Source organism: Breznakia pachnodae (assembly GCF_030814225.1).
GTDB classification, from domain to species: Bacteria; Bacillota_I; Bacilli_A; order Erysipelotrichales; family Erysipelotrichaceae; genus Breznakia; species Breznakia pachnodae.
Window position 1 is genome coordinate 184379 of sequence record NZ_JAUSUR010000004.1, and the last position, 14857, is coordinate 199235.

7 protein-coding genes are annotated in these 14857 nt (G+C 34.0%); all 7 read right to left on the bottom strand.

Annotated features, from left to right (window positions below; genetic code table 11):
* Nucleotides 1-33: 33 nt before the first annotated feature.
* Nucleotides 34-771: a helix-turn-helix domain-containing protein gene (locus J2S15_RS12040; RefSeq protein ID WP_307408631.1), complete on the bottom strand. Its 738-nt coding sequence runs from the start codon at nucleotides 769-771 to the stop codon at nucleotides 34-36.
* Nucleotides 772-829: 58 nt separating this feature from the next.
* Nucleotides 830-1489 (bottom strand): helix-turn-helix transcriptional regulator, encoded by a 660-nt coding sequence (locus tag J2S15_RS12045; protein WP_307408633.1) that lies wholly within the window; start codon nucleotides 1487-1489, stop codon nucleotides 830-832.
* 29 nt (nucleotides 1490-1518) lie between these two features.
* On the bottom strand, nucleotides 1519-2139 hold the full coding sequence (locus J2S15_RS12050; protein WP_307408636.1) for a helix-turn-helix transcriptional regulator: 621 nt from the start codon (nucleotides 2137-2139) through the stop codon (nucleotides 1519-1521).
* A 159-nt stretch (nucleotides 2140-2298) separates the two neighbouring features.
* Entirely contained in the window at nucleotides 2299-7731 is a 5433-nt protein-coding gene (locus tag J2S15_RS12055; RefSeq protein ID WP_307408639.1) for a hypothetical protein, read from the bottom strand.
* 28 nt (nucleotides 7732-7759) lie between these two features.
* Nucleotides 7760-9067 (bottom strand): RNA polymerase sigma factor, encoded by a 1308-nt coding sequence (locus tag J2S15_RS12060; RefSeq protein ID WP_307408641.1) that lies wholly within the window; start codon nucleotides 9065-9067, stop codon nucleotides 7760-7762.
* 196 nt (nucleotides 9068-9263) lie between these two features.
* Nucleotides 9264-10391 carry a D-alanyl-D-alanine carboxypeptidase family protein gene (locus J2S15_RS12065; protein WP_307408643.1) on the bottom strand — a complete coding sequence of 376 codons (1128 nt, stop codon included), beginning with the start codon at nucleotides 10389-10391 and terminating at the stop codon, nucleotides 9264-9266.
* A 77-nt stretch (nucleotides 10392-10468) separates the two neighbouring features.
* Entirely contained in the window at nucleotides 10469-14794 is a 4326-nt protein-coding gene (locus tag J2S15_RS12070; RefSeq protein WP_307408645.1) for a PolC-type DNA polymerase III, read from the bottom strand.
* Between the last annotated feature and the right edge of the window lie 63 nt (nucleotides 14795-14857).

Here is a 14857-nt window from a genome sequence, read left to right on the forward strand (position 1 = left end):
TATAAAGTAGAAAGAAAAAGAAGTCTTGTAAATTTAAGACATCTTTCTATAATTCTCAATTAGTTTTGTTGGTGATACACCTATATAACGATCAATTTCTTTACAGAAGTGTGACTGGTCATAGAACCCTGATTCTTCTACTAATGATATTAATTGTTGATTATTTGAATAGATTAGTAAATGAAGTGCTTTATGTAATCTTACAATATTTAAGTAAGTTTTAATCGTAAATCCACATCGCTTTAAAAATACTCGATTCATCTGGCGATCACTATAACCTAAGCGCTTAGCCAACTCATGACTATATTTAATTGTTTCCATATTCTTAAGAGAATTGATTTCTCTTATAAACATATCCACTTGCGATGCTTGCGTGATTTCACTTAAATAATTAAGTAAAAAGTGTTTCCTTTCGTCTTCTGACTTTTTACTAAAAATATCAGATAATGAAATATGTTTTTCTATTTCTTGATATGGTATACGTTTATCCATAACATCAACACTATTAATATTATAGATATTATGAAAGACTCCCGTACGAAAACGTATTCCCATAAAATCAATATCTCCAGTTAATGACATATTTGTAGTTGCTTTACTCATTGCAGAAAATACAATTTCTTTTCTGTTAAAATCAATAACCAAGTCTATACACGCATCAGGAAGAATTATATTATTAACAGGTACTTCTAGATATGACTTTGACTTCATTACCCATATACACATAATATGTTCCTGATATTGTTTGGGAATATATTCTTTATACTTCATTCTTTTTCTATAGTCTTCATCTAGGATGTTTGGTATTTGTAGAGGATAAAATAAATATTTATTCACTGACTGATGTTATTTGGCATGTAAATCCCTCTTGGGTAAACAACATCCAAATAGTTTCCCTTATACTAAGCAAATCCACTTCATCATCCCCATTTTCTTTAGCATCCTCTACTATTGCCTCTGCCTTAGTGATTAAATCTTCACGAGATGATGTAGAACCTTGCCAGATAACTCCATATTCTGGATCTTTTTCTACATGAAACATAAGCGTTTCCCCTTTCTTTGTACAAGTTACGCGCTCTGTTGGTTTTGAAGCATCAACTGGTTGATACTGTGTTATCGTTTCATCAAAGTCTTCATCACCTATTTCAGGAATCGGTTTCTCTTTTGTCCATCCAGATATCCCAGTTAAAAGTGTAATCAACAATATAAAACCTGCTAACCCTGCAATAACAATTGCTATCCCTTTACCAAAGGACATTGGTTCTTTCTTTGTTTCAACCTTAACTGAGATTACCTTTTCTTTCCCCACCAATTCATCTAGAGATACTTCAAATATCTCTGCAAGTTTGGCAGCTTGTTTTAAATCAGGTGCAGTCTGATCACTTTCCCAATTGGAAATTGTCTGCCTCGATACCCCTAATTCACTAGCAAGGTCTTCCTGAGACAACCCTTTCTTTTTTCTTAACTTATATATATGTTCTCCAACCATATATTTCTCCTCACCATAAACTGTATCAATTATTCATCAAAAGATTCACAATCAATTCCATTCTTTTTTAATGCTTCTTTCACTTTATCAAGAGTCTCTTCAACATTAATCAAACCATTTTCATCACGTTGAGCAAGGTCAATAATGTCATGAACTTCATCAGGTAAATCAGTTCTCCATTCATGCGAATAACTTCCATCATCAACCAATGTAAACATAGCATCTATACCATTAATTTCACAAACAAGATATTCTGCAACTGCACCTTCATCAATCATTTCTTCATACTCTTCTACAGTAAAGTCATCCACCCAAGCATCCCCTCTATTAGGTGCAGATAATGCAGCTAGTAATGTAAGTATCAGAAAGAAACCAAACAATCCTACAACAACAATCCCTACACCTTTCCAAAACGGCATAATTGGTTTCTTTGTCTCAACCTTTACTGATATCGTTTTTTCTTTACCACTTAATTCATCTAGACTAACATCAAACACTTCTGCCAGTTTTGTGGCTTGTTTTAAATCAGGAGCTGTTTGTCCACTTTCCCAATTTGAAATCGTTTGTCTTGATACTCCCAATTCACTAGCGAGGTCTTCTTGAGATAGCCCTTTTCTTTTTCTCAACTCATAAATTCTTTCTCCAACCATATACATGTTTCCTCCTAGTGAAATCATACAAAATTATGTATTTACGTTCCACCAAATGCCTTTATAAAAGTGTCAAATTTCTTTAACATTACCCTCTAATACTATCATATTAGGCCCTAAAAACATATAAAGGAGTCACCAACGGTAACTCCTAAGTATTTAATTCATTTTTCTTTTCTTCAATCCGATAATCGAACCAAGTGATGCTAATAACATCATAATCATTAAGTTTACATTTGTTTGATCTGATGTATCTACACCATTTGATGCCAATGAAGAATTATTTGTCCCTGAGTTTTGTCCAGGAGTTGCCGTACTTGGTTTATATTCAAATGTTCTTTCAATATCGTAATATAAACGTAATACTAAACTTCCATCTCCTTTAATCACTCCACCTAATGTCGTATCTTTTGCAGTAGGTGCAAACTTGAATCCTTTATATTCTTTGATTTCAGCAAGTACATTCGTATCTGTCACACCACTCATAGCTTCACTTTCCACAAGTTTATATGTACCATCTTTTTGTTGCTGGTAATATTCAACTGTATATTTAGTATCTTTTTTAGCAGTCCATGTAGCTTCATATACACTGTCTTTACTCACTGTCTCATCCACTTTCGGGCTCCATCCAGTAAACTCATAACCTGCGTCTCCTAATACATCTACACTAAGTTTTGGTGTATCAGATCCATATGCTACATTCGTAATTACTTCTTCTTCAAATGTTCCATGATCACCTGGTTGATAAGTAACACTATGTCTAGTCAGTGTATATTTGATTTCAAACACTAGACTTCCATCACCTTTGATTACATCAGATATGAATAATGTTCCTACTCTCGATAGGAAACTCGCACTTTCATAACCAGTGTATGTTTTTGGATAAACTGTAACCGTATCTCCTGTCATTCCAGTAAATGATTCTGTATCAGTTAACACATAAGTTCCATCTAACTGTTCTAGATAATGTTCTACTTTATAAACCGTATCTGTATTTGCAGTGTAATAAAGTTTCAATACTAGTGATCCATCTCCTGCAATCACTCCACTTTCTATTGTTTCTGCAACTGTTGTATCTAATGTGTAACCTGCATATGTATTATCATCCGCATATACCGTATGACCTGTCGTACCAGTTTCAGTTATTGTATCTTCAAGAACATAAGTTCCATTTGGTTGTTCAAGGTAATGTTCTACCTTGTATGATGTATCTGTATTCGCTGTGTAATATAGTTTTAATGTTAGACTACCATCACCTAAGATAGTTCCATCTTCCAATGTTCCTAAAACTGTATTATCAAATGTGTATCCATCATATATATTTACAGTTGCACTTACACTGTCCCCTGTCATTCCATTCATGTTTATAGTATCTTCTACTGCATAGGTACCATCTTCTTGTTCTAGGTAATGCTCTACTTTATATGCTGTATCTAGATTCGCTGTATAGTATAACTTTAATGTTAAACTTCCATCGCCTAGAATTGTACCACTCTCTACTGTACTAACTACTGTATTATCAAACGTATAACCTGCGTATGTTTTAGCTATTGCTATTACTGTCGCACCTGTTGTCCCACTCAGATTATCTGTATCCTCTAATAAATACGTTCCATCTGGTTGTTCAAGATAATGTTCAGTCTTATATGCTGTATCTGTATTTGCAGTATAGTATAACTTCAGTACAAGTGTTCCATCTCCTAAGATATTTCCACTTTCTACTGTACTAACCACTGTATTATCAAACGTATAACCTGCATATGTTCTTGCAGTTCCACTTACAGTCGCACCTGTTGTTCCAGCTAATGCTTCTGTGTCTTTTAATATATACGTTCCATTCGGTTGTTCTAGATAATGTTCTACTGTGTAATCCACATTCGTGTTTGCTTTATAGTAGAACTTCAGTATAAGTGTTCCATCTCCCAATACTGCAGCACTATCTAATGACCCAGATACTGTACTATCATATGTAAAGCCTGCATATGTTTTTGCAGTTCCACTCACAGTTGTACCTGTAGTCCCAGTCAGATTATCCGTATCTTTCAATACATAAGTTCCATCTGGTTGCTCTTGGTAGTGTTCTACTTTGTATGTCGTATTCGTATTTGCACTATAGAATAGTCTCAATACCAATGTTCCATCACCTTTAATACTTCCTGCTAAAACAGTATCAGTATGAAACAGATTAGCTGTATAACCTGCATATGTTTTTACACTTGCAGTTGCCAAAGCACCTGTAGTACCTGTTAAATTATCTGTATCTTTTAGGGTGTATGAACCATTTGGTTGCTGCTGATAATGTTCTATTTTATAAACCGTAGTTGTATTTGCCTTGTAATGTAACTTAAGGATTAGCGTTCCATCACCTGCAATTGATCCTGATTCCACTGTTCCTGAGATCGTGTTATCAAACGTATAACCTACATATGTTTTAGCAGTACCATTTACAGTTGCTCCAGTCTTTCCTGTTAAGTTATCCGTATCTTTTAAACTATAACTTCCATCTGCTTGTTGAATATAGTGTTCTACTTTGTATGCTGTAGTTGTATTTGCTTTATAGTATAACTTGAGTGTTAAACTACCATCTCCTAATACTGTACTACTTTCTAGTGTTCCAGCAATTGTATTATCAAATGTGAACCCATCGTATACTTTGGATACCGCAGATACAGTAGCACCTGTTGTTCCAGACAAATTATCTGTATCTTTTAACACATAAGAATTATTTGCTTGTTCTTGATAATGTTCAACTTTGTATGTCGTATTTGTATTTGCACTATAGTATACCTTCAATATTAATGTACCATCGCCTTTAATATTTCCACTAAATAATGTATCTGCATGGAAAAGGTTGATTGTATACCCTGCATATGATTTTGCTGTTGCTGACACAGAAGCACCAGTAGTTCCTGAAAGATTATCTGTATCTTTTAAAGTATAAGTTCCATTTTGCTGTTGCTGATAATGCTCCACTTTATATGTAGTATCAGTATTTGCTTTATAGTATAACTTCAATACTAAACTTCCATCTCCTACTACTACACCACTTACTTTTGTACCAGAAATAGTATTATCATAAGCATATCCACTATATGTCTTAGATGTGGCATTTACTGTATGCCCTGCCGTACCAGTTAAATTATCTGTTTCGTGTAATGCATATAACCCATTTGATTGTTGTAAGTAATGTTCTGTTTTATAAACAACATTTGTTCTTGCTTTATAGTAAAGTTTCAGCGTTAACGTACCATCACCCAAGATAGCACCAGACTGCAGTGTTCCACTTACACTAGAATCAAAATAATACCCTTCATATGTTTTAGCAGTTGCACTTACTGTTGCACCTGTTGATCCAGTTAAGTTATCTGTATCTTTCACTGCATATGTACCATCTGCTTGTTCCTGATAATGTTCTACTTTATATGCTGTAGAAGTAAGTGGAACCCATTGGGCTACATATGTTCTATTTTGTGTAACTGTAGAATCCAAAGTTGGTGACCAACCAGCGAACTCATATCCTGCAGTTCCTGAAGGTTTTCCATCTGTTCCCACAGTTCCATTATAAGCAGGAGTTGTTGTATTAATTACAACATTATTATGAGTAATTGTTGAAAACGTTCCTTCATCTCCTGGTTCATATTTCACAGTATATTTTTTCTTTACATTCGTCATGTACAATACATGACCTTGTGTGTCTCCACTAGCAATTGTAAAAGCAGAAGATACAACTTTGCCTAATACAGCATCATATCCAGCTGAGTTAACTAAATCATAATCACTACTATAAGCTGCCTGTTGCACAAAACGATATGTTCCATAACCTAATGCTGAGGTATCAACATAACCATCAGAACTAATTGTAGCCCCAGACCATCCAGCATAATCAATCCAGTTTCCACCAGAGTCGATTTGAAGTTTCATTTCAACTCCTTCTAATATACTACTGGTATCAACGTCAGACAGAAATACTCTTGCTTTATTTGCATCAACCGTTCCTGCCGAACCACTTATTCCTTGAAGTGTTCCTGTAGCTGTTCTATTTACTGTAGAACCATTCTTAGTAATAGCAGCAGTATTCGTTCTAGCTGAATCACTAATGACCTTAGGATAATCCTCACTAAAATCAATACGGTATTTCGCTACCTGCCCTCCAATTACATTTCCATCTCCATACGCCTGAGTATAATAATCTACTAAGTCTGCTCGATCACTTTCAGTATAAAAGCCTCGACTAATTCCATTATTTGCAAATGTATTTGCATAATTAGCATCAAGATCAGAATACTTCATTCCATTATTTCCAATGTTTCCGAAATTAATTACTAATGTTTGTATACCACCTGCATCTTCATATACTCCATATTCAAAAACATTTAACCTGTTTTTGAATGTTGTATAATCTTCAGATTCACTTTGATATACTTGTGTGAATTTACTTGTTGCAGGAATTCCTGATCCAGTTCCAGATGCATTCCCTGTGACTAAGTCGACTGGATTTTGAAAATACGCATAAACAACAAATCCCCCTGCATATTCTCCCGTTAATACATCTTCAACATATGTATTATTTTGTAAGGTAAAATTGCTTCCCCAATTTGGTGTTGTTAATTCTGTAACACCTATATTGTTTAATGCAATTGTCCATTGAACTCTTGAATTAGAAGCAGAATTCGCGGATTTGAGATCATTCGTATTAATTGCAGATAGCGTTTGTTGTTCAAACATTATTTGCTTTGTTACTCCACCTGAAACAACGTTTTGAACACCTCCAGCACTATTTGCATTTTGCAATGCTCTTGACCCCGTTGAAAACTGTCCACTTATACTTTGCTTTCCTTCAGCATTTTCTCCTAACTGCACTTCTACATTTCCGCCTGTAATTCTCCATTGCCCTAAAATCACATTAGAAGAATCTGTGAAATTTTCCCAAGATGAGGTTCCAGAAATCCAATTTCCTGCTGTTTGATTTTTAGGAAGAGAAATAGTAAACGTATCATTTTCATGAAGTACCGCACCTCCAGATGGTGTTAATTCCCATTCAACTGCGTACTGATAGTAACTATATGACTTTGCAGTATTCGTAGTTGAAAGTGGATCTCCATTAGCGTCTAGAATATCCCATTTATTTACAGTTACCTGACTTGTATAGCTTGCCCTCAACAAACTACTTCTATCTATCGTTTCTGTCTCAGTAGCAGTAGCTTCATTATCAACTGCTTCAGTTTCTAATGTGTCTTCTTCAATTTCTGTTACTGCTACTATTTTTGTATATTCTGTTTTTATATCTTCTTCATCATAATAAGTAATGATAAAGTTATAATCACCATTTTTATCTGTTTTGTAATTTACATCCATAAGATCCATCACTTCTCCTGTTGGATCTTTTATTTCTTCTATTACATATTTCTCATCGATTGATGCAGTATCTAATGAGATAATCGCTTCTTTATTATCTTCGCTATAGGTTACTGTTTCATTGATATTGAATTCTTCATTTGCAGTTAAAATAACATTAAAGATATTTAAGCTTGTTATCGTTACAACCGCCGCAATAAAAACTTTAAATACTTTATCTAATTTAAGCCTTTGCATATACGCCCTCCTTGTTGACTTGCAAAAGTTAATATACAGTGATTTCTAAAACGTTACCTGCATAATCACTAATATAAAACTTATCAGTTGTGTATTTTTCTTTTACTGTTAATGTGTCTGTATCTTTATGATAGGTATAGTCATTACTGAGTACACCATCTCTATAAAATAGAATATTTTCATAATCTATTTGGGATAAATCATCCTGTAAATAAATAACATATTCATTCCCCCTATGTTCTTCACTACCAGTTGGACTATGTACATCGATATTTGTGATTTCAAATGTTCTTGTATCAATCACTTCATTATTTTTTATCAGTTGTACCTCATACACTCCATTTTCTTTGATATAGTTTGTATTCATTCCATTAATTAATATCTGATCATATTCACCATTACTAGTTGAAACATTTATCTGAAAACCATCATTTGTCCATTCATCTGAATAATTAACAGTTGTGATAACTGCCTCTTCTGCAGGAGTTGATTCAGTTGCTATTTGTGGTTTTGATATTTCTTCTTCAATCACAGGTTCTGGCGAATCTTGATTTGTAAGTACTAGAACACCTGCTAAAGTTACAGGTGCTAAAATTCCCAACATTAATTTTGTAGATAAAGCTAAACCTACAGTTGTGGAACTTGCTGTTGTACTAATAACTGTTTCAAAAATATGATTACTGATTTCACCATCCATAACGTATCGTTGGCTTAATGCCTCATAAGCACTTGATATCATTGCTGGTGATAATAGAATAAATCCATAGTTCTTTGGTGATATTCCATTCCTTTGTAAATCCTCTTTCAAAATTTTTCTAATTTTATTCATTCGAGAATTTACTGTGCCCTTTGGAATATTAAGAATATCTGCTATTTCATTTACTTTTAGTCCTTCAAAGAAGCGTAATAAACCTACACTCTTTAGTGGGATTTTCATAGATTCTAAAGATTCTATGATAATATTTTTTATTCGTTCATTTTCCATAACATCAGAAACATCAATTGCTTTAAAATCACTAAAATCTTCTACTGTCATCTCTTTACCAAGAGTTGTTACATTTAGCTTTCTGCGATTAAAGTTCATGCAGGTGCGATAAGTAACTCTTTGAATCCAAGTAGGAAATGCTACGGGATCATTCAAGTCTTTTATTTTTGTATACACTTTAATGAATACATCTTGAACTATATCCTTTGCAGTTTCCTCATTTTGAAAATATTGAAACGCAATGAAATACACTCTTCTGTAATATGCTATATATATTTCACCAAATGCTTCTGTATCGCCCTTTTGTGCATTATAAATAGTTGTTTCATCAATTTTATTGAAATGTCTCATGTTACTTCAACCCTCTTTCTATTTTTATCCCTCCTATAATTAGTGGTAGAATTACAAGAATTCGTTCATTTCACATAACGTAAAAAAATATACACAAAAAAAGAAGACTTATTATGAAACTCATAATAAAATCTTCTCTTTCACTAACTAGGACACATTCTATTTTAAAACGCTTCATTTTTTAGATGAAACTTTATCAATACCCTCCACCAGGTACTCCAAGATATTCCTCTAACGTTAATCCTGAATTATAAATTGATTCTGCCTGTGAACCAACATAACGCAAATGCCAAGGTTCTGCCTGATAACCAGTTATTGATTCTTTTCCTGCCTGATAACGTACAATAAATCCATAACGATGAGCATTTTGAGCAATCCAGTTTGCTTCATTTGCATTTGTTACTAAAGTTCCATTTGTATGAAGTAAATCAAAAGCTAAACCTGTCTGATGTTCAGAATAACCAGCTCTTGCAGAGAAGGTATCTGCAGTTGCCTGACCATGACTATTTACATAACTTTGGTATAACTGTGCCTGATACTCATAACTACGGTATCCACTATAAGAGTTGCTAATATCAAATCCTTGCGCCTGCATATCACCAATCATCTGGCGAATTGCATTTCCTGCAGTTGCATTCTCTCCTGGAGCATAAGACTGTGGTAAACTGTGCTTCTTATTTACAACCATAATATCACCAACATAATACGGACCACTTGAAGTTGGTGTTGTTTCTGGTGCATTGTTTGAATTATTACCTGAAGTATCTTGAGGTTGTGGTGTTTCCTTTACCACTTCTTTCACAATTACCTTTATTGTAGACTCACTTTGGTTTCCATTTGAATCTGTTGCTTTAATGCCAACTGAGTATTCACCTTGTTCTTCCAAATTAACTGCACTGTCATCATAGGTAAGCGTAACTCCTGCAAGATCACTTGCTTCTACAGATTCATTGTAATTGATAGACTCAGTATGTTGATCCACTTCTATTATCTCTTGCTTCAAAGTAATCTCTGGTACTGTTGTATCACTAATCGTAACATTAATAAACTTAACTTTTTCTTCACCATTTAGCTTATAGGTAACTCTTGTTTTATAAGTACCAACAGCTATGTAGTTTTTGTCTTTTGGTAATTTATCTGTTTCTACTTTCATCGATTCTAGTACTTCTTTATCATCACTATCAGTTAATTGACTAGCTGATATTTCAATTGTTTCACCATATTCAAACTGAAATTTAGTTTTCTTAAATGAAATTTTTGCTTCTTGTGAGGAACATGCTGATAATAAAAGCAGTATCGATATTATAATTATCTTTGATTTCAAATCATCACTTCCTCTCATTTATATATATTTTATCACTTAATAAAAAAGAAAACAAAAAGCTGATGAATCATCAGCTCTTAGAATAACGACATTTGGTTTTCGTCTTGCAGTCCATCAAGAACTCCAAGAGCATCCAATTTCTTAACTAGTGTACTACTTAACAAAGTACGATTTAATAAGTCTTGTTTCGAAATAAACGGGTGGCTTTTTCTTGCTTCCACAATACTAAGCGCAACGTTTTCTCCAAGTCCATCAACACTTACAAATGATGGGATAATCGCATTTGGATGATCTTCATCAATTACATACAGTGTTGCCTGAGATTTATTAATATCAATGTTACGGAAATGATATCCACGTAATACCATTTCAAGTGCTAACTCTAAAGAAGAGAATACATTTCTTTCTTTATCGGAAACATCAAATTTTGTTTCTGGATTATTCGAACGATTTGAAATATCACTCATTTTAGCTTTAATGCTTGCTTCTCCCTTAACCATTGTTTCAACATCATATGCATCACAACGAATCGAGAAGAACATACAGTAATAATGAAGTGGTTTATGAACCTTAAACCAGGCAATACGAACTGCCATTGTTACATAGGCAACCGCATGGGCTTTTGGGAACATATATTTAATTTTCTCACAAGAATCAATGTAGTAATCTTCTACATTGTTTGCTTTCATTTCTTCAATCCATTCAGGTTTCAATCCTCTACCTTTACGAACACTTTCCATAATTGTAAAGGCAAGTTTTGGTTTCATTCCCTTTTGCATTAGATATACCATGATATCATCACGACATCCAATAACATCTTTTAGGGTACAAACTCCAGCATCAATTAAATCCTTTGCATTGTTTAGCCATACATCGGTACCATGAGATAATCCTGAAATCTTTAGTAACTCATCAAACGTAGTTGGCTTGGTAATTTCCAGGATACCACGAACGAATGGAGTACCAAACTCAGGAATTCCTGCTGCTCCCGTTTTTTCAATATTCTTTGTTGTATCAATATTTAATGATGATACACCAGAGAAGATTGCCATTGTATCCGGATCATTCATTGGTATTTTGGTTACATCGACACCACTCATCTCTTCTAGAATTTTCATCGCTGTTGGATCGACGTGACCAAGAATATCAAACTTTAATACATTCTGTTCAATATCATGATAATCCAGATGAGTTGTACGCATATCTTCATTTAAGTTATTTGATGGATATTGCACTGGAGTAAATTCACTGGCATCCATATCTTGTGGGAATACGATGATTCCCCCAGGATGTTGTCCCGTACTTCTTCGTACTCCATCACACTCTTTCGCAATATACGTAATACGAGCATTGGACATTCTTCCTTCCAATCCCATTTCTTCACAATAACCTTTTACATATCCAAATGCAGTCTTACTGGCAACGGTTGCAATAGTTCCAGCACGGAATGCATTTTCTTCACCAAAATATTCCTGTAGGAATTTATGTGCCTTCTCTTGATAATAACCAGAGAAGTTCAAATCGATATCCGGTACTTTATCCCCTTCAAATCCTAGGAAGGTTTCGAATGGAATATTCTGCCCTTCACCAATCATTTCATGATCACACTTAGGACATTTCTTTGGAGGTAAGTCAAATCCTGACTGTACTGTTCCTTCTTCCACAAATTCACTATATTGACAACTTGGACAAATGTAGTGAGGAGCCAAAGGATTAACCTCGGTAATGTTTGCCATTGTGGCAGCAAAACTTGATCCTACGGATCCACGTGATCCTACCAGATAACCATCATCCAGTGATTGCTTCACCAGCAAATGCGATACATAGTAAACAACCTCGAAACCATTTCCAATAATACTGTCTAATTCTTTATTCAAACGATCGATAACAATCTTTGGTAACTCAGGTCCATATAAACCATGTGCTGTATCCATACACAAGTCACGAAGCATCTTTGCACAACCTTCAATTTTTGGAGGATACAAATCACTCTTGATTGGTTGAACAAAGTCAATCATATCTGCAATCTTATTTGAGTTCTCTACAACTAATTCATATGCTTCATCACCTAGATAAGCAAATGCTTCCAACATTTCATCTGTTGTACGAAAATGCTGAGCTGGTGAAGGATTTGCCATTCGCTTTTCACGATTATAAATATAAAGTGGATGACGTACTCCTCCAATTCCTTGAGAGTTGATAAATACATCACGTATCTGCTTATGATCTTCTCTTACATAGTGAGCATCACCTGTAGCAACTACAACTTTACCTAATTTCTTACCAGTATCAATTAATGATTTCACAATTAACTTCAATTGGTTTTCATCTCTTACACTACCTAGTCCAACTAGATTACGATAGTTCTCTAATGGTTGAATTTCAATATAGTCATACATTCCCATTACTTCTTCAAGATATTCATCACTTCTTGTTTGTGCGGCTTCAAATACTTCCGAATTCAAACAGCTAGAACCAATAAGTAAATTTCCTTTTTCTTTAAATCGCAAAATTTCCTCACGAATAATTCTTGGCTGACAAATTGGTTTGTTATTACTCTTTCCAGTCTGAGCCAGATATTTGGTATGACTTAAGGTAATTAAATCAAAGATATCTTTAATACCAGCTTCATTTTTTGCAAGTAGTGTTAAATGTTGCGGTCTTAAAGAACCATAACTTACTTCTTTATTTAATGCACATAAGTCGTTTAATGTCTTATACTCTTTTAATTCATTCAACATATGCAACAATACTTCACCAAGGATTTCCGCATCATAGTCTGCTCTATGCGCTACATCAGCATCATACTTAATCTTATAGTAACGAGCAATGTTACCAAGACGATATCCACGACGATCTTTAATCATCGCCTTCGATAAGTCAAGTGTATCAATTACTGGATTTGTCAGTTTTTCTTTTCCCATTCGCAACAATGCTTCATTTAAGAAGTTAACATCAAATCCTGCATTATGAGCAACCAGAACCCCATCACCAATAAACTCCAATAGTTTAGGCATTGCTTCTTCAATCGTTGGTGCATTTTCAACATCACTATTACTAATGTTAGTTAATTCACTAATATGTGAAGAAATTGTAATTGGTGGTTTAATAAACAGTTGCATAGACTCCTTCACAACACGATTCTCAATAATTTGAGCACCAAATTCAATGATATGATCATATTTTGATGACAATCCTGTTGTCTCAAGGTCAAATACAACATAACGAGCTTTTTCTAACTCTACATCACTTGGATTGTAGACAATATTCAATTCACTTTCAATCATATTCATTTCAACACCATAAATCATTTTAAATGGATTATCTCTACCTGAATTGATTTTATTCACAACTCGTTGTGCAGTTGGATATGCCTGCACTACATTGTGGTCAGTAATCGCTATGGCATCATGTCCCCAAGTGTTAGCCTGCGTAATATATTCTTCAATTGAACTAACTCCATCCATTTCACTTAGTTTTGTATGTAAGTGTAGTTCTACTCTTTTTCTACTTGCATTATCCTTCTTCTGAGGAACAATAATCTTTTCTAATGCCATTGGCACAAATACATTTTCTCTACGATATTGGTTATATTCTACACGACCACTCGCTTCAATATAATCTCCTTCATGAATCGCTTCCAATATTTCTTTCGTTAGTTTTCCACGTTCAAAACGTTGAATAACGATTGCTTCTTCTTCATCAGTAACATACATACTTTGTGCAATCTTACCATTACGCATAACACGGTTATCAATTTCAAAGACCTTACCACGAATCTTTACTTCATTAATCCCTTCACTTAAATCAATAATTTTAAGCAATGGATAATCGGTAACTTTCTTTCTGGTATAACCCTTTTCTTTGGTTTCTACTTGTACAGGAACTGGAGTAGGTCGATCATCAAACTTTTTCTCTGCTTCACGAATCTTCTCTTCCATGTTTAACTGTTGGATTGAAATCTCAATTTCAATACCAAAGAATGCCAATTCTTTGTATACATCATCAACTAAATCAGCAGCCTGTTTCTGTTCATCCATTGTTTCATAACGATACGTAAGTTTTCCATCTTCCATATTAGGAAAAACACTAACAAAAATCTTAAGGTCTGGTCTTGATCTCACAATATGATGAATGTATTTATTTACATTCACAATTGTATTTTCCTGATAACGGTTCTTCATCTGTAAGCGCACCTTACAATGTGTACTCTGCATTAACTTACCTAAAAAGATGTCATATACCTGATAATCAAGCAGACATTCAAATTCAATATACATTACAATTGTATTTTCCGCTTTATAAAAAGCAGGTTTTTCTAGAAAAACTGCTTTCTCAAAACTTTTTAATTCAATTTCATTCATGCCAGTATTCTTGGCTAAATCATAAACTTCATGACTCATACTTCACACTCTTTTCTTAACTAAAATTATAACAAATTCATAGATGCTTTTAAAGAATTCTTA

Excerpts from the sequence above, each read along its gene's own strand:
- J2S15_RS12045 (WP_307408633.1), bottom strand. The coding sequence starts at position 1,489 with ATGGTTGGAGAACATATATATAAGTTAAGAAAAAAGAAAGGGTTGTCT.
- J2S15_RS12060 (WP_307408641.1), bottom strand. The coding sequence starts at position 9,067 with ATGAGACATTTCAATAAAATTGATGAAACAACTATTTATAATGCACAA.
- J2S15_RS12050 (WP_307408636.1), bottom strand. The coding sequence starts at position 2,139 with ATGGTTGGAGAAAGAATTTATGAGTTGAGAAAAAGAAAAGGGCTATCT.
- J2S15_RS12055 (WP_307408639.1), bottom strand. The coding sequence starts at position 7,731 with ATGCAAAGGCTTAAATTAGATAAAGTATTTAAAGTTTTTATTGCGGCG.
- J2S15_RS12070 (WP_307408645.1), bottom strand. The coding sequence starts at position 14,794 with ATGAGTCATGAAGTTTATGATTTAGCCAAGAATACTGGCATGAATGAA.
- J2S15_RS12040 (WP_307408631.1), bottom strand. The coding sequence starts at position 771 with ATGAAGTATAAAGAATATATTCCCAAACAATATCAGGAACATATTATG.